This window comes from Nocardiopsis flavescens (genome assembly GCF_900141985.1).
GTDB lineage: Bacteria > Actinomycetota > Actinomycetes > Streptosporangiales > Streptosporangiaceae > Nocardiopsis > Nocardiopsis flavescens.
This window is the reverse complement of record NZ_FQZK01000014.1, coordinates 1-15,679: the sequence shown is the minus strand read 5'-3', so window position 1 is coordinate 15,679 and position 15,679 is coordinate 1. Positions and strand designations below refer to the sequence as shown.

Below are 15,679 nucleotides of genomic sequence, written 5' to 3'. Positions count from 1 at the left end.
GATTGTTTGACGACAGAAGGCGACCTCCGGGTGTGGAGGCCGCCTTTCCCAGCTTGTGCCTCTACTCTGGTCGATCCCCCACGGGCACGCGATATTCCGAATCGCCCACAGCTGGAGCCGAACCTTGTGGGAACTCCACAAAAGGCCCCGGGGTCCTCCCGTGTCACGTGACCGATCCCACCCGGGGCGCGTGCGGTGCGTCCGGGGCGCGCACGCCCCGGCCCGGGGCTCAGGCCGGGACGCTCCCGCGCGCCGCGGCCACCGCGCGCCCCCGCTCGGACTCCGGGAAGCGCGCGATCATCGCGCGCAGCTCGTCAGCGCCTACGTTGGCGCCGAACACCGGGGTGGCCGGCTCCAGGCGCACGCCCGCGGCCAGCGGGCCCGCCGCCACCGGGTCGAACCCCAGCGCGTCCACGATGCCCGACACCAGCTCCAGGGCGGCCGGGTCGTCCCCGGCGACCGCGATCGCCCGGCGCCCGGGCGCCCCCGCGGGCCGGGCGCCGTCCTCCAGGTCGTGGTAGCCCATGTGGTTGAACGCCTTCACTACCCGGGCCCCGGGCAGGAAGTCCCGGACGATCTCGCTGGAGGAGGTGCGCGGGTCCACCAGGTCCTCGCGGATGCCGTCCACCTCCCACCAGTAGTTCATGGCGTCGATGACGGTCTTCCCGGCCAGCGCCCCGGCCGGGACCGTCCGGTGCTTGCCCAGCGGCAGCGCCAGCACCACCACGTCGGCCCCGGCCGCGGCCTCCTCGCCGGTCACGGCCTCGGCCCCCGGCGCGAGCACCGACACCGTCAGCTCGATCCGGGCGGGGTCGCCGGACCCGGCGACCAGCACCCGGTACCCGGCCGCCACCGCCAGCCGGGCCAGCACCGTGCCCACCTTGCCCGCGCCCAGGATGCCCAGGGTCGGGGCGCCCGTCCGCTCCGTGCGGTCCATGGATTCCCCCCTCAACCCGCGAGGATGTCGCGGACCATCGGGACGACCCGCGTCCCGTACAGTTCGACGGCGCGCATGCGGTCCGCGGCCGGGATCGACCCGGAGGAGTAGATGAGGTCGAACCGCTCCACCCCCAGCGCCCGGATCGCCGCGGCCATCTTGCGGGCCACGGTCTCGGGCGAGCCGACGTACATCGAGCCGTGCGCGATCTCGGACTCGAACTCCTCCGGGCGCAGCGGCGGCCAGCCGCGCTGGGCGCCGATCCTGTCGCGGATGACCTTGTACCGGCGGTAGAAGACCTCCTTGGCCCGCTCGTCGGTGTCGGCGACGAACCCGGGGGAGTGCATGCCCACCGGGTGCGCGACGGTGCCGAACTGGGCGGAGGCCCGCTCGTACAGCTCGGTGTAGGGCTTGAACCGCGTCGGGGACCCGCCGATGATGGCCAGCATCAGCGGCAGCCCGTAGCGCGCGGTGCGGATCACCGACTGCGGCGACCCGCCGACCCCGACCCACGTGTTCAGCCGCCCGGAGTCGGTCTTGGGGAACACGTCGGCGTTGTCCAGGGACGCGCGCACCGTGCCGGTCCACGTCACCGGCTTCTCGTCGAGCAGCTTGACGAAGAGGTCGATCTTCTCCTCGAAGAGCTTCTCGTAGTCGGCCAGGTCGTAGCCGAACAGCGGGAAGGACTCGGTGAAGGAGCCGCGGCCCAGGATGACCTCGGCCCGCCCCCCGGACAGCGCGTCCAGGGTGGCGAACCGCTGGAAGACGCGGACCGGGTCGTCGGAGCTGAGCACGGTCACGCCCGAGCCCAGCTTGATGCGCGAGGTGCGCCCGGCGATCCCGGCCAGCACGGTCTCCGGGCTGGAGATCGCGTACTCCGGGCGGTGGTGCTCGCCCAGGGCGATGGCGTCGATGCCGATCTCGTCGGCCAGGACGGCCTCGTCGACGACCTGGCGGATGGCCGCGCCGTAGGAGAGGAGTTCGCCGCCCTCGCCCTCGGGGACGTCGCCGAAGGTGTCGAGTCCGAACAGCAGGTCAGACATGGGTGTCCTCCTTGGTGGGGAGTGCGCCGGCGCGCGGTGCGGTCCGGCCGTCGTGCGGTCGGGCCGTGCGGGTGCGGGCCTCGCGGGGTGGGTGCGCGGTGTCGTGTCCGAGGCCGCGGCGCGGGTCCCGGGGCGCGGTGGCACGGGGCGCGCGGCGGTGCCGCCCGGTCCCGTCCCGCTCTCGGGTTCCCATGTCCGTCCTCTTTTCCGCCAACTGATTGACGCGTCAATTATGCGATCATATGATTGACATGTCAATGAGGAGGACGCCATGGGCGACGACACACCGGTGCGGCGGGGCAGGCGCCTGCCCACCCGCGGGGAACTGCGCGACTGGCGCGTGTTCACCGAGACCTCGGAGGCGCTGCGCGCCGAGCTGGCCGCGCGCCTGCACAACGAGACCGGGCTCTCCCCGTCCGACTACCGGGTGCTGCTCGCGCTCTCCGAGGCGGAGGGGGAGCGGCTGCGCTCCTCGGAGCTGGCCGACGCCGTGGGCTGGGAGCGCAGCCGCCTCTCCCACCACCTCAAGCGCATGGAGCGGCGCGGGCTGATCCGCCGCGAGGACTGCGCCGCCGACAGCCGGGGAGCGGAGATCGTGCTGGAGAAGGAGGGCGCGACGGCCTTCCACGGCGCGACCGTGCCGCACCTGACCGCCGTCCGCGAACTGTTCGTCGACGCCCTCACCCCGGAGCAGATCGCCGCCGCCGGGGAGATCGCCCGCGCCCTCGCCGCCCACCTGGACGCCCGTACGCCCTGACCAGCGCCGCGCGGATCCGGGCGGGAGGGCGCCGCACGCCCTCCCGCCCGGACCGTCCGCTCAGGGCGCGGTGCGCGTCGCGCCCCGCCCCGCCTCCCGGGCGGCCCCGGCCCGTCCCAGCGCCTCGCCCTCCACGTCCACCGACGGCAGCAGGCGGTCCAGCCACTTCGGAAGCCACCAGGCGGCCCGGCCGAACAGCGCCATCAGCGCCGGGACCAGGGTCATCCGCACCAGGAAGGCGTCCGCCAGCACGCCCACCGCCAGCGCGAACGCGATGGGCCTGATCGTCTCGTCGTGGCCGAACACGAACGAGGCGAACACCGCGACCATGATCACCGCGGCCACCGTCACCACCCGCGCTCCCTGCCGGAAGCCCGTGACCACCGCCTCCTCGGCGGCGGCCCCGTGCACGAACTCCTCCCGCATCCGCGACACCAGGAACACCTCGTAGTCGATGGCCAGGCCGAACAGCGTGCCCAGCAGCAGGATCGGCAGGAAGGCCAGCAGGGTCGGCGCGCTCTCCACCCCCAGCAGGGCGGCGCCGTGCCCCTGCTGGAAGACCAGCACCGTGACGCCCAGCGCGGCGCCCGCGCTGAGCACGAACCCCAGGGCCGCCTTGAGGGGGACCAGCACCGACCGGAACACCAGCGCCATCAGGACCAGCGCGAGGCCGACCACGATGCCCAGGAACGGCACCAGCGCCCCGGTGAGCCGCTCGGAGATGTCGATGGCCGCGGCCGTGGACCCGGTGACGGTCACCTCCGCGCCCGTGGCCCGCTCCAGGGAACCGCGCTCCGCGCGGATCTCGTGCAGCAGGTCCTGGGTGGACTCCTCCGAGGGCCCGCCCCCGGGCACCACCGAGATGACGGCCGTGTCCTCCCGCCCGTTCAGCACCGCGGGGGAGACCTCCTCCACCCCCGCCATGCCCTCGACGCGCTCGGCGATCTCCTCGGCGGCCCCGGGCCGGTCGCCGGAATCGGTCAGGTCGGCCACCACCACCAGCGGGAAGGCGCTTCCGGGACCGAACTCCTCGGCGGTGGCCTCGTAGGCCCGGCGCTCGGCGGTGTCCTGGGCCGCAGTCGAGGCGTCGGGCAGGCCCAGCCTCATGTCCAGGGCGGGGACCGAGGCCGCCCCCAGCAGCAGGACCACGGCGACCGCGGGCAGGACCGGGTGCTTCACCAGGAACCGGCTCCACCTGCTGCTCAGCGTGTGCTCCGCGGTCAGGGCCCGCTCCGAGCGCGCACCCAGCCGCGGCACCCGCAGCGCGGACACCCGGGTGCCCAGGACGCCGAGCAGCGCGGGGAGCAGGGTGATCGCCCCCAGCACCGCCGTGAGCACCGTCACGGACGCGGCCACGCCCATGACGCCCAGGAACGGGATGCCCACCACGTTCAGGCCCAGGAGGGCGATGACCACCGTGACACCCGCGAACACCACCGCGCTCCCGGCGGTGCCGATGGCCCGTGCCGCGGACTCGTGCGGGTCCATGCCCCCGGCCAGCTGCTGCCGGTGCCGGGACAGGACGAACAGCGAGTAGTCGATGCCCACGGCGATGCCCAGCATCACGGCGAGCAGGGGGGCGGTCGAGGTGAGGTCCCACAAGGCCGAGGAGGCCAGCACCGCCGCCATGCCCAGCGCCACGCCCACCAGGGCGACGAGCACGGGCAGCCCTGCCAGCACCAGCGCCCCGAAGTTGAGCACCAGGACCACGACCGCCGCCAGGACGCCGACGATCTCCCCGGCGCTCAGTCCGACCGAGGGCAGGGTCAGCGCCTGGCCGCTGAATTCGACGTCGAGTCCGGCGTCCCGGGCCGCGCCGCCGGCGTCCAGTACCGCGTCCACGGTCTCCGGGGCCACCTCGGCGTCCGCCTCGGTCAGCTGGACCTGGAGCAGGAGGGCGCGGCCGCTCTCGGAGAACAGCGGGACCTCCCGGGCGACCCCGGCCTCGTCGAAGGCCGGAGCCTGTTCGGCGACCCGCGCCGCCGCCTCCTCCCCGGCCCGGTCCAGGACCTGCTCCCGGCCGGGCGTGCCCTCGGGGACCTGTTCCCCGGCGGTCTCCCGGGCCTGGGCCCGGGCCTCCTCCTCCGCCTCGGCCAGGCCCTCTTCGTGGCTTCGGCGCGCGTCGTCGACCAGGGCGAAGGGGTCGGTGACCTCCTCGACCCCGTCGATCCCGGCCAGCTCGTCGGCGGTGGCGCCGACGGCGTTCCGGTACCCCTCGTCCAGGACAGACTCCCCCTCGGGCGCGCGCACCAGGACGGTCACGGACCCGCCGCTGCGCTCGGGGAAGCGGTCGGCCAGCAGGTCGGAGGCCTCCTGCGCCTCGGTCCCGGGGATCTCGAAGGTGTCGTTCAGCGGGGCGCGGAACGCCAGGGCGGCCGTCGCCGCGACGGCGACGAGCGCCAGCCAGGCGCCCAGCACCCACCACCGCCTCCGGTAGGAGAACGATCCGATCCGGTACAGCAGCGTCGCCATGCTCTTCCTCTTCCGTGCTTCCCGCGGTGGTGCGGCCGGGGTCCGTGGGCCCAGGTCACCGGCCGCCGGTGGGGAGGCGCTGCGAGGAGGATGGGAATCCGATGGGAATCCGGCCGGGGCGGGGAGGGACGCGTCACCCCCGCCGTCCCGGGGCGGGAAGGCCAGGGTCACGGTCGTGCCGCCCGACACCGACGACCGCAGTTCCGCGGAGCCCCCGTGCGCGGCCATGACCGCCCGCACGATGGACAGCCCCAGGCCGCTGCCCTCGCGCTCGCGCGCGGCCGGGTCGCGGTAGAAGCGCTCGAAGGCGAAGGCCGCGGACTCGCCGCCGATGCCCGGGCCCTCATCCTCCACCGTCAGCACCGGCCGCCCGTCCACCCGCGCCAGCCGGACCGTCGCGGGGCTCTGCGGGGGAGTGTGGGTGAGGACGTTGGCCAGCAGGTTGGAGACGGCCCGGCGAAGCTCCTCGCGGTCGCCGGTGACCAGGCACTCGTCCCGCACCTCGACGGCGATGCGCCGGTCGGGCGCGGCGGCCGACGCCGCGGCGGCGCACTCGCGCACCAGGTCCGCCAGCGGCACCACGGAGGGGCCGGCCGCGCCCGGCACCGCCGGGCGCCCGTCCAGCCGCGACAGGTACAGCAGGTTCTCCACCAGCCGCGACATGCGCTCGGCCTCGGCCTGGGCCCGCGGGACCACGTCGGTCCGCTCCCGGGGGTCGACCACGCCGTCGGCGATGAGCTGGAGGTAGCCGCGCACCACGGTCAGCGGTGTGCGCAGCTCGTGGGAGGCGTCGGCGGCGAACCTGCGCATCCGCTGCTCCGCGTCCGCCCGCGAGCGCAGGGCGGCCTGGAGCCGGGCCAGCATGCGGTTGAAGGACACCGTCAGCCGGCCCGTCTCGGTCCGGTCCCGCTCCGGCGGCTCGGGAACCCGCCGCTCCAGGTCGCCGTCGGCGATCGCCTCCGCGGTGACCACCACGTCGTCCAGGGGGCGCATCCCCCAGCGCAGCACCGAGGAGACCGCGGAGGCCAGCAGGGCCAGCAGGAGCGCCGAGGTGAGCACCCCGGTCAGCACCAGCTGCCCCACCGCCTCGCGGACCGGGGCCAGGGGGACGGCCATCACCAGGTGCGCGTCGTGGCGGGGCAGGTCCAGGTACACGATCCGGTAGTGCTCCCCCTCGTGCTCCACGGTGGTGGGGGACCCGGGACGGGCCTGGGCCATCGCGGTGTCCAGCAGGGGAGAGGAGAAGGCCGGGTCGCGGTAGGAGAACCCCGGGGACTCGGCCTCCACCAGGAAGTCGCGGGGGGCCGAGACGTCCCCGGCGATCTCCGTGGCCCCGTGCCGCAGGATCTCGTCCTGGCGGGCGCGGACGAACTCGGCGATGATCTCCAGCTGTCCGTCCACCTGGTCGGTGAGCCGGTCCCGCACCGTGAGGGCGCCCACCGACACCACGGCGGCCAGGGCCAGGGCGGTGCTCGCCAGCAGCAGGGCCGTCAGCCGGGCGCGCAGGGTCACGGAGAGCCCTCCGTGTCCCGGATCGTGTACCCGAAGCCCCGGTGGGTGCGGATGAGGTCGGGGCCCAGGGCGTTGAGCTTGCGCCGCAGGTAGCCGATGTAGGTGTCCACGACGTTGGAGCCGCTGCGCTGCCCGGTGCCCCACACGCGGTCGAGGATCTGTTCCCGGGACAGCACCCGGCCCTCGTTGAGCATGAGGTAGTGGAGCAGCTCGTACTCCGTGCGCGACAGGTGCACCGCGACGCCGCCCCGCCGCACCTCGTAGCGGTCCGGGTCCAGGGCGACGTCCGCGACGCGCAGCACCGGGTCCGGCGGGGCGGCGGGCGCCCCGTCCGGGTGCAGGCGGCGCAGGACCGCGCGCACGCGGGCGACCAGCTCGTCCATCTCGAACGGCTTGGTGATGTAGTCGTCGGCCCCGTAGGTGAGGCCGGCGACCCGGTCGGCGGGCGCGTCGCGCGCGGTCAGGAAGACGATGCCGGTCCGCGGGCGGGCGGCGCGCACCTCGCGGCACAGCGCGCGGCCGTCGCCGTCGGGCAGCATCACGTCGATGACCAGGAGGTCGGGCTCGTGCGCGGCCAGGACCTCCCGGGCCCCGGCCAGCGAGGTGGCGGTGAGGACGGCGAACCCGTGGAAGGCCAGGACGGTGGCGACCAGGTCCACGATGTCGGGGACGTCGTCCACCACCAGGACGGTGTCTGTGCTCATCGCCCCCATCGAAGCAGGGGAGTATGGGAGTTCGATGAGAACGCGCCCGGACCGGGCGGTTCCGGGCGCGGCGGGGCGCCACGGGGCCGCCCGGGTCCCGGGGCGGTCAGCCCGCGGCGGCGACGGCCCCGGTGTAGAACTCCTGCCAGGTCGCCTCGTCGGCGTCGGTCAGGGACCCCGGCACACCGGTGTCCAGCCACTGCTCCAGGTGGTCCAGGCCGACGTGGAAGCCGGCCGCGGTGCCCGCCGCCGCGCCGGGTTCGGGAACCGTCCGGGTGGTGAAGGTGAGCAGCGTCCCCTCGCCGTCCTCGGCCAGCTCCCAGCGCAGGACGTCCCCGTCCCAGGTCCACTCGAACACCGACGGCGGCTCCCACACCCGGATCTCCCCGTGCAGGGCGGGCTCCTCGATCCCGTACTTCTCCGTGTGCGAGGGCCAGAACGGCAGCTCGACCGGGGCGCCCGCGCGCCGCTCTCCCACGATGTCGCAGGGCAGCCAGTGGGCGAGGTGCTCCGACTCGGTCAGGGCCCGCCAGACCTTGTCCCTGCGGTGGGCCAGCCTCCGGTGGAAGCGGACCTCCCAGCCCTCGCCGGTGCGGTGGACGGTGGCGGCCCGCTCGTCGGTGCTCATGTCTCCTCCATGGTGTCGAGGTGCGATTCGAGTGCGTCGAGCCGTTCGTTCCACGCGTCGCGGAACGGTGCGAGCCACACGTCGATCTCGCGCAGCGGCCCCGGCCTCAGCCGGTACAGGCGCAGGCGGGCCTGCTGCCGCACGGTCACCAGCCCGGCGTCCTTGAGCACCTTGAGGTGCTTGGAGACGCCGGGCTGGGACAGGGGCAGGGCCGCGACGATCTCGCCGGCCGACTTCTCGCCCTCCAGCAGGAGGTCGAGGATGCGGCGGCGGTGGGGTTCGGCGACGACTTCGAGCACACCGGTCATGCAGCCATTATTACTCCAGGGAAATATTTCCGTCAAGGAATACGAGCGGGTCGTGGCCTCGCGGACACCGGGACGGGGCGGTTCAGGAGGCGGCGTCCAGGCGGGCGCGCTGGTCCGGGGTGAGGTGGAGGTCGAGGGCGGCCAGGCTCTCGTCCAGCTGCTCCACGGAGGAGGCGCCGACCAGCGGGATGATCGGGAGGTCGTGGCCGAGCTGCCAGGCCAGGACGACCTGGTTGGGCGTGGCGCCGGTCTCGGCGGCGACCTCCGCGAGGGCCGCGAGCCGGGCCGGGGTGCCGGGGTGGTCGTAGTCGCGGGGGAGCGGCTTGTCGGCGCGGGTGTAGGCGCCGCCGAGCAGCGGGGTGTAGGCGACCAGGGCCAGCTCCGGCTCCGCCCGCACGTAGGTCAGCAGGTCCGGTCCCGCGCCGCCGATGGCGCCGTCCTCGCACAGCGCGTCGCCGATGTCCGTGCGCGGACGCAGGTAGCCGTGCTGGTACTGGAGCACCTCGTAGCCCGGCAGCCCCGCCGCCGCGGCCAGCGCGCGGGCGCGCTCCACCCGCCAGACGGTGTGGTTGCTCACCCCCAGCAGACCCACCGACCCCTCCCGCACCAGGTCCGCGAAGCCCGCGACGGTCTCCTCCAGCGGGGTGGCGCGGTCCTCGATGTGCGCGTACAGCAGGTCGATCCGCTCCACGCCCAGGCGCTCCCGGCTCGCCTCGGCGGACTCCCGGATGGTCCGGGCCGACAGCCCCTCGGCGTTGTCGGTGTAGCCGGTCCCCGGGGCGAGCGGGCGCGCGCCGAGCTTGGTGGCGATGACGAGCCCGTCCGCCCCGCCGCGACCGCGCAGCCAGCGCCCCAGGAGCGCCTCGCTCTGCCCGCCCTGGTCGCCCGCCTCCCAGAACGCGTAGTTGTTCGAGGTGTCCAGGAAGGTGCCGCCGGCCTCGGCGTAGCGGTCCAGGATCGCGAAGGACGTCTTCTCGTCGGTACGCGTGCCCATGGGCATCGTGCCCAGGGCGAGCGCGCCGACCTCGCGCCGGGTCCCGGGGGTGGTTCCGATCGTGCGCCTGCGCATGGGGTTCCTCCCGTTCGCGGCCCGCCCGCCGCGGGCCCCGGACAGGAGTGTGCGGCCTGGAGCGCGCTCCAGGTCAAGTCCGGGGCGGGCCGGGGCCCGCGGCGGGGTACCCGGCCCTTCGGTGGGAGCGGCCGTGGCGCGCGCGGCGGTGGAGCCGCCGACGCGGTCGGGCCCGGTGCGGCCGGTGCCGTTCCCGGCTCGTCGGACGGGCCGACGCCGTCCAGGGCTGCGGCCCCCGGGGTGTCCGACCGTGCCCGGTCCCGGAACGCGGGGTCCTCCGATGGCCGCGGTATTCAAATGATTTCAGTATCCGAGTGCTGACGGCATCTCAACGTAGGATGGGGGGAGGTCACGGACACGGGGGAGGGGCATGGCCCGGCTCACGAGGGTGCAGCAGCAGGCCCGCAACCGCGCGCGGGTGCTGGCCGCGGCGGCGGAGGAGTTCGCCGAACGCGGGTTCCACGACGCCAAGATCGACCGCATCGCCGCGCGCGCCGACCTCACCCGGGGGGCGGTCTACTCCAACTTCCCGGGCAAGCGCGCCCTCTACTTCTCGGTGCTGGCCGACGCCGCGGAGCGCGCCGCACCGCCCGGCGGCCCGGGTGTGCGGGAGCCGGGGCCGGCGGCCGTCCTGGGCGCCTTCGCCCGGGCCCGGCTCTCCCGCGTGCCGCTCACCGGGGCCGACGACCCGCTGGGCACCGCGGCCGGGCTCACCACCGAGGTGCTGTCCGACGCCCCGGTGCGTCGGCTCTTCGCCCAGCTGGCCCGGGTGGAGGCCGTTCTGCTGGCCCTGGCCCTGGAGGCGCTGGCGGGCGACGGGCGGCGCCGGGTCCGGCAGGCGCAGGCCGTCCTCACCGTGCTCCGGGGGGCCGAGCACACGGCCGCGGCGGCCCCGGGCACGGTGGACCCGTTCACGGTCATCCGCACCTGTGAGCACCTGGCCGGGCTGGACCTGGAGGACGCCGCCCCGCCGCACCTGGACCACGTCGGCCCGGCCGCGCGCGCCGACGGCCCGTGGGCGCCCCCGGAGGGGACCGACCCCGCCACCGGGGAACGGGTGGACCTCGGCGCCGACGGAGTGGTGGCCCTGTTGGGGCCCGGCCGCCTGGAGGCGGTCGAGGACGCGGCGCGCGCCGCGGCGGACACGGACGCCGTCACCGCGGTCCTGGTCACCGACGATCCCGCCGAGCACGGCCCGCTGCTGCGCGCCGTCCTGGCGGACCTGCACCGCCACCTGGCCGCGGCGTTCCCCGTGCGGGCCCTGCCCCGGGCGCGCCTGGTCGTGGACGCCGACGGCGCGGTGGCCGCCGCGGCCGGGGCGGCGGTCGCCGAGGACACCGAGGCCGCGGTGCGCGTTGCTGGCGGCCGGGTCCTCGCGCGGGCCGCCGGCCGCGGTGCCGCCCACGCGGTCGCCGCCGCCCGCGCCGCCGCCCGTCCCTGAGGGCCGGGCGTGCGGGTGGGCCCCGTGTCCGCCGGCGCCCCTGCGCGGGGCGCGGGCGGCGCCCCCGCCCAGGGGCCCGTTTCCGGCCGGCGGGCCTGCGCGTTCGTCGGCACGGGCCGTGTGCCCGGCCCCGGGGCCGCGGCCCCGGAGCCGCGGCGGCCCCGGGGGAGTGCGGCTCAGCCGGCGCCGCCGAGGGCGCGCAGCACACGGGCCCGCTCCGGGTCCACCCCCCGGGCACGCAGGCGGACGGCCTCGGCGGGGGAGAACCCCGCGACCGCCCAGGCGGCCACCTCCCCGCGCGGCACCCCCGCGTCCCACCACGTGCGCAGCACCTCCACGGCGTCGGCGCCCAGGGAGCGCGCCTCGGCCGCGGCGAACCCCAGCTCGCGCAGGATCAGCGCCCGTGCGGGGTCGATCCCGGCCCGGGCCCACGGCACCGCCTCCGCCCCGGCCCAGCCGGTGTCGGCGAAGGGGCGTGCCGCGGCGGCGGCGACCCCGGCGGCCAGCAGCACGCCCATCGCCTCCGCGCCCGCGCCCTCCGGGGCGGGCGGGCGGCGGCGCCGCAGGCGGCGCAGCACGCCCCGCGGCTCGGGCCGCTCCCCCGCCAGGTGCCGCTCGGCGGCCTCCGCGCGCGTGTACCCCAGCTCGTGCCAGCGCACCGCGTCGCGCGGGGCCATCCCCGCCCGCAGCAGCGGCCGCACCGTGTACGGGGTCAGCCCGGCGGTCCGCCAGTCCAGCGCCGGGCCGGGCCGGTACACGCCCGACCCCCGCCAGCGCTCGGCGTCGTCCAGCGCGAACCCGGCGCCGATCCAGCGCCTGGCCTCGCCCACCTCGAAACCGCGGGCGGTCCATTCGTGCAGGTCCTCGGGCCGCTCGGGGCCGTCGGGGTCGAACAGCGTGTCCATGGGGTCGTCCCCTCTCCTCTCTCGGAACGGCGGTCGCGCCGTCCGGGTCACGGGCGGGCGGGCAGCGGTACGACGCGGGCCCACGCGGGCGGGTCCGGCACCGTCGGCCCCGCCACGAGGCCGACGACCACCGGCATCCGGGGCGGCCGGTCCGGCCACGGCGTGTCCCCGTCGGTGAGCACCAGCACCAGGTCCGGGCGCAGTCCCGCCGCCGCCGCGATCCCCTCGCGCAGGTCGGTGCCGCCCCCGCCGACCAGGCGGATCTCCTCCGCGCGCCGCACCGTCTGCACGGGGTGGGCGCGCCGGTCGCAGCAGATGACCCGCAGCCGCCGCCCCGGACCGCCGACGCGCTCCAGCACACCGGCGGCCTCCGACACCAGCACGCGCAGGACCCCGTCGTCGACGCTCCCGGAGGTGTCCACCACCACGGCCACTTCGGGGGAGGGCGCCGCCATCGCGGGCAGCAGCACCCGGCCGTGCGGGCCCTGCGGTCCCCGGCGGCGCGCCGGCCTGCGGTAGGTGAAGTCCACCCGCCCGGCGCCCGGGTGCGCTCCGCGCCGCAGCACCGCCCCCAGCCGGGCCCGCCAGTCCACCGCGGGCCGCGTCCGCTCCCGCGCCCAGCGCTGCCAGCCGCCGGGCACGTCCGAGCGCGCCGCGGCCCGGGCCAGGACGTCGCGGGCCAGCGCCGCCTCCAGGACCGCGCGCTCGACCCCGGAGAGGCCGTCGCCGCCGGATTCCCCGGAGGAGCGCTCCAGTCCGTCGGCGGCGCTGCCGCAGTCCACCAGGTCGCCCGCCGACCGGCCGCCCCGGGCCTGCGCCCCGTCCAGGACCTCGATCTCCGACAGGTACTCCTCGGCCAGCCGCCCCGGGGGCAGGCCCAGGGCCCTGGGCGAGACCACGCCCGCGGGCACGTCCAGGCCGGCCGCCTCCAGGTCGTCGTTGACCTCGGCGTCGGCGGCCCGGTTCCACCGCCGGGCCACCGGGTCGCCGGGGCCCGCCGCCGCGGGGGCCCGGTCGCCGTGGCGGCGCACCAGGTGGCCGACACCGTGCAGCAGCCACCACCCGAACTCCTCCACCGGCACGGCCAGCGCGGTCCCGGGGTCGATGTGCACCCGCCAGCCGGGATCGGTCGGGAAGGCCCGCCACTCCGGGTCGGGGACGGGCTCCCCGGTTTCCCCGTCCCGGCGCGGCTCCAGCACCACCGGGGTGAGGGAGAACAGCGCGTGCGCCAGGTAGGGCGCCCGGGAGGCCGCCCACAGGCGGGCCGCCGCGAACCGCGCCGCCACCCGTGCGTCCTCGGAGCTCACGCCGCCTCCCCGGGCATCAGGCCCGCCGCCCGCAGGACGGGGGCCAGCTCCAGCAGCGCCGCCGGCGGGGCGGCCCCCGCCGGACGGCGGGAGGCGAGGTCCCGGGCGGCCGTGGCCGCCACGTCCGGCACGGTCCGGGACACGCGGGCGACCACCTCCCAGGCCCGCTCCCACGCGGGCGCTCCGCCGTCGGCCGCCACGTGGGCGACCAGCGCGCCCAGCAGCGCGTGCAGCCGGTCGGCGCGGTCCGGCAGCGCCAGCCCGGGGTCGGCGAGCAGGTCCTCGGGCGCGGGCAGGTCCAGCGTCCGCAGCCAGGACAGCGCCTCGAACCCGGCTGCCTCGCCCACCGCGCCCACCACCAGGGCGGCCACCGCCGCCTCCGACTCCGGTGCGCCGGGGTTGGCCCGCCCGGCGGCCAGCGCCACGGCCGCCGCCTCCCAGCTGCGCGGGCTGGGCCAGCCGCGGCCCGCCCGTCCGGGGTCCTCGGGCACGGCGAGCACCAGCTCGGGCCGCACCCGCAGGAACGCCCCCACGGCCGCGCGGGCCGCCGCGACCCCTTCCGCGGAGGGGGCGACCGCGTCCGCGGCCCCCGAGTCGGGGAAGCCGTGCGCGAACCCCGCGGCGACGTCGGCGGCCGACACCTCCCGGTCCAGGTGCACCAGCCGGTTGGCCAGCGGGGCCGACAGCTCCCAGCCGTCGGCGGCCAGCCCCGGCGGGTTGGCGGCGGCCACGATCCGCACCCCCGCGGGCAGGACGAGGTCGCCGACCGTGCGCTCCAGCAGCACCCGCAGCATCGCGGCCTGCACGGCGGGCGGCGCCGTGGTCAGCTCGTCCAGGAACAGCAGCCCCTCCCCGGCCGCGGCCAGCCGCTCGGCCCAGCGGGGCGGAGCGAACCGGGTGCCGCCCTCGTGCACGACGGGCAGGCCGGAGAAGTCGCCGGGTTCGCGCACGGAGCCCACGACCACCTCCACCGGCAGGTCCAGCTCGCGCCCCAGTGCCAGGACGGAGGACGTCTTGCCGGTGCCGGGGGCGCCCCACAGCAGGACCGGCAGGTTCGCGCGCACGGCCAGGGCGAGCGCGGTGCGGATACGGGCGGTGTCCTTCACGGTCTCCTCCGGGGTCGGGTCCACGGGTGCGCCGGGACGGCCGCTGGGGCCGCGCCGACATGAGTCAACTTAGGTTGACTCGCCGTGGAAGTCAACAAGGGTTGACTTTCCGTCGGCGGCGGCGCCCCCGCTCACGGGCCCGGCGGCTGGATTGCGCGGTCTCCGAACCGGGGTAGCGTGGAGGACGGAGGCGTCCCCTGCGACGGGGCCGGCGCCCCAGCCCGTGAGGAGACGTTCAGTGACACGCACCGGTGCCGGCGGGCCCCTGCTCAAGTGCTCGTTCTGCGGCAAGGACCAGAGTGAGGTCCGCAGGCTGATCGCCGGACCCGGCCACATCTGCATCTGCGATGAGTGCGTCGGGCTCTGCAACGAGATCATGGAGGAGGAGGACGCGGTCCTCCCCGCCGAGGACTCCTGGGATGCGTTGCCCAAGCCGCGGGAGATCTTCGAGTTCCTGGATTCGTATGTGATCGGTCAGGACCAGGCGAAGAAGGCGTTGTCGGTGGCGGTCTACAACCACTACAAGCGGGTGCGCTCGGAGGGGGAGCGCCCGGGTGGTGAGGATGTGGAGATCGCGAAGTCGAACATCCTGCTGTTGGGTCCGACGGGGTCGGGCAAGACGTTGTTGGCGCAGACGCTGGCGCGGATTCTGAACGTGCCTTTCGCGATCGCGGACGCGACGGCGCTGACGGAGGCGGGGTATGTCGGTGAGGATGTGGAGAACATCCTGTTGAAGTTGATCCAGGCGGCCGATTACGACGTGAAGAAGGCCGAGACGGGGATCATCTACATCGACGAGGTGGACAAGGTCGCTCGTAAGAGTGAGAATCCCTCGATCACGCGTGATGTGTCGGGTGAGGGGGTGCAGCAGGCGTTGTTGAAGATCTTGGAGGGGACGACGGCGAGTGTGCCTCCCCAGGGTGGGCGCAAGCATCCGCACCAGGAGTTCATTCAGATCGATACGACGAATGTGTTGTTCATCTGTGGTGGGGCTTTCGCGGGGTTGGACAAGATCATCGAGTCGCGTACGGGGCGGCAGGGGATGGGGTTCAACGCGGTGTTGCGGTCGAAGGAGGAGTTGGCGGGGGGCGGTTTCGGTGAGGTGATGCCGGAGGACCTGTTGAAGTTCGGGATGATTCCGGAGTTCATCGGTCGGTTGCCGGTGATCACGAGTGTGCATGATCTGGATCGTGAGGCGTTGATCCGGATTCTGACGGAGCCGCGCAATGCGTTGGTGAAGCAGTATCAGCGGTTGTTCGAGTTGGACGGTGTGGGGTTGGAGTTCACGCCGGATGCTCTGGAGGCGATCGCTGAGCAGGGGATCATTCGGGGGACGGGTGCGCGTGGTTTGCGGGCGATCATCGAGGAGGTGTTGTTGTCGGTGATGTACGAGGTTCCCTCGCGTGAGGATGTGGGTCGGGTGATCATTTCGCGGGAGACGGTGATCGACAACGTCAATCCCACGATCGTGCCGCGGACCCAGGTCGAGC

13 protein-coding genes are annotated in these 15,679 nt (G+C 75.4%); 3 read left to right on the top strand and 10 right to left on the bottom strand.

Annotated features, from left to right (window positions below; genetic code table 11):
• Positions 1-229: 229 nt before the first annotated feature.
• The gene (locus BUE45_RS21035; RefSeq protein ID WP_073381106.1) at positions 230-937 is read right to left on the bottom strand and encodes an NADPH-dependent F420 reductase; all 708 of its coding nucleotides are present in this window, start codon (positions 935-937) and stop codon (positions 230-232) included.
• An 11-nt stretch (positions 938-948) separates the two neighbouring features.
• The gene (locus BUE45_RS21030) at positions 949-1,980 is read right to left on the bottom strand and encodes an LLM class flavin-dependent oxidoreductase (protein WP_073381105.1); all 1,032 of its coding nucleotides are present in this window, start codon (positions 1,978-1,980) and stop codon (positions 949-951) included.
• Between the two features lie 271 nt (positions 1,981-2,251).
• Here BUE45_RS21030 and BUE45_RS21025 point away from each other — a divergent pair, with 271 nt between their 5' ends.
• Complete coding sequence (locus BUE45_RS21025) at positions 2,252-2,737, top strand: MarR family winged helix-turn-helix transcriptional regulator (protein WP_073381104.1); 486 nt, start codon at positions 2,252-2,254, stop codon at positions 2,735-2,737.
• Between the two features lie 60 nt (positions 2,738-2,797).
• On the opposite strand, the gene BUE45_RS21020 is transcribed toward BUE45_RS21025, so the two are convergent.
• The 5 genes from BUE45_RS21020 to BUE45_RS21000 form a co-directional block, all read right to left on the bottom strand.
• Positions 2,798-6,721 (bottom strand): MMPL family transporter, encoded by a 3,924-nt coding sequence (locus BUE45_RS21020; RefSeq protein ID WP_073381103.1) that lies wholly within the window; start codon positions 6,719-6,721, stop codon positions 2,798-2,800.
• On the bottom strand, positions 6,718-7,425 hold the full coding sequence (locus BUE45_RS21015) for a response regulator transcription factor (RefSeq protein ID WP_073381102.1): 708 nt from the start codon (positions 7,423-7,425) through the stop codon (positions 6,718-6,720). Before BUE45_RS21015 ends, BUE45_RS21020 begins: the two co-directional genes overlap by 4 nt.
• A 106-nt stretch (positions 7,426-7,531) precedes the next feature.
• Positions 7,532-8,053: an SRPBCC domain-containing protein gene (locus BUE45_RS21010; RefSeq protein WP_073381101.1), complete on the bottom strand. Its 522-nt coding sequence runs from the start codon at positions 8,051-8,053 to the stop codon at positions 7,532-7,534.
• Positions 8,050-8,361 (bottom strand): ArsR/SmtB family transcription factor, encoded by a 312-nt coding sequence (locus tag BUE45_RS21005; RefSeq protein WP_073381100.1) that lies wholly within the window; start codon positions 8,359-8,361, stop codon positions 8,050-8,052. Before BUE45_RS21005 ends, BUE45_RS21010 begins: the two co-directional genes overlap by 4 nt.
• Before the next feature lie 82 nt (positions 8,362-8,443).
• Positions 8,444-9,430, bottom strand: a complete 987-nt coding sequence (locus BUE45_RS21000) for an aldo/keto reductase (RefSeq protein WP_073381099.1) — start codon at positions 9,428-9,430, stop codon at positions 8,444-8,446.
• 370 nt (positions 9,431-9,800) lie between these two features.
• Between BUE45_RS21000 and BUE45_RS20995 the strand changes: the two genes are divergently transcribed.
• Positions 9,801-10,871 (top strand): TetR/AcrR family transcriptional regulator, encoded by a 1,071-nt coding sequence (locus BUE45_RS20995; protein WP_073381098.1) that lies wholly within the window; start codon positions 9,801-9,803, stop codon positions 10,869-10,871.
• 176 nt (positions 10,872-11,047) lie between these two features.
• Here the strand turns inward: BUE45_RS20995 and BUE45_RS20990 are convergent, their stop codons facing one another.
• From BUE45_RS20990 to BUE45_RS20980, 3 genes are read right to left on the bottom strand one after another with little or no spacing between them, the layout of a single operon-like run.
• Positions 11,048-11,776, bottom strand: a complete 729-nt coding sequence (locus BUE45_RS20990) for a hypothetical protein (RefSeq protein ID WP_073381097.1) — start codon at positions 11,774-11,776, stop codon at positions 11,048-11,050.
• Positions 11,777-11,823: 47 nt separating this feature from the next.
• Positions 11,824-13,083: a vWA domain-containing protein gene (locus tag BUE45_RS20985; RefSeq protein WP_073381096.1), complete on the bottom strand. Its 1,260-nt coding sequence runs from the start codon at positions 13,081-13,083 to the stop codon at positions 11,824-11,826.
• Positions 13,080-14,189 carry an ATP-binding protein gene (locus BUE45_RS20980; protein WP_073381095.1) on the bottom strand — a complete coding sequence of 370 codons (1,110 nt, stop codon included), beginning with the start codon at positions 14,187-14,189 and terminating at the stop codon, positions 13,080-13,082. The genes BUE45_RS20985 and BUE45_RS20980 overlap by 4 nt, the downstream gene beginning before the upstream one ends.
• Before the next feature lie 238 nt (positions 14,190-14,427).
• Between BUE45_RS20980 and clpX the strand changes: the two genes are divergently transcribed.
• Positions 14,428-15,679, top strand: a 1,252-nt coding sequence (gene clpX, locus BUE45_RS20975; RefSeq protein WP_073381094.1) for an ATP-dependent Clp protease ATP-binding subunit ClpX, incomplete at its 3' end; no start/stop codon positions are given.

Excerpts from the sequence above, each read along its gene's own strand:
- BUE45_RS21005 (WP_073381100.1), bottom strand. The coding sequence starts at position 8,361 with ATGACCGGTGTGCTCGAAGTCGTCGCCGAACCCCACCGCCGCCGCATC.
- BUE45_RS21035 (WP_073381106.1), bottom strand. The coding sequence starts at position 937 with ATGGACCGCACGGAGCGGACGGGCGCCCCGACCCTGGGCATCCTGGGC.
- BUE45_RS20995 (WP_073381098.1), top strand. The coding sequence starts at position 9,801 with ATGGCCCGGCTCACGAGGGTGCAGCAGCAGGCCCGCAACCGCGCGCGG.
- BUE45_RS21025 (WP_073381104.1), top strand. The coding sequence starts at position 2,252 with ATGGGCGACGACACACCGGTGCGGCGGGGCAGGCGCCTGCCCACCCGC.
- BUE45_RS21015 (WP_073381102.1), bottom strand. The coding sequence starts at position 7,425 with ATGAGCACAGACACCGTCCTGGTGGTGGACGACGTCCCCGACATCGTG.
- BUE45_RS20990 (WP_073381097.1), bottom strand. The coding sequence starts at position 11,776 with ATGGACACGCTGTTCGACCCCGACGGCCCCGAGCGGCCCGAGGACCTG.
- BUE45_RS21010 (WP_073381101.1), bottom strand. The coding sequence starts at position 8,053 with ATGAGCACCGACGAGCGGGCCGCCACCGTCCACCGCACCGGCGAGGGC.
- BUE45_RS21030 (WP_073381105.1), bottom strand. The coding sequence starts at position 1,980 with ATGTCTGACCTGCTGTTCGGACTCGACACCTTCGGCGACGTCCCCGAG.
- BUE45_RS21000 (WP_073381099.1), bottom strand. The coding sequence starts at position 9,430 with ATGCGCAGGCGCACGATCGGAACCACCCCCGGGACCCGGCGCGAGGTC.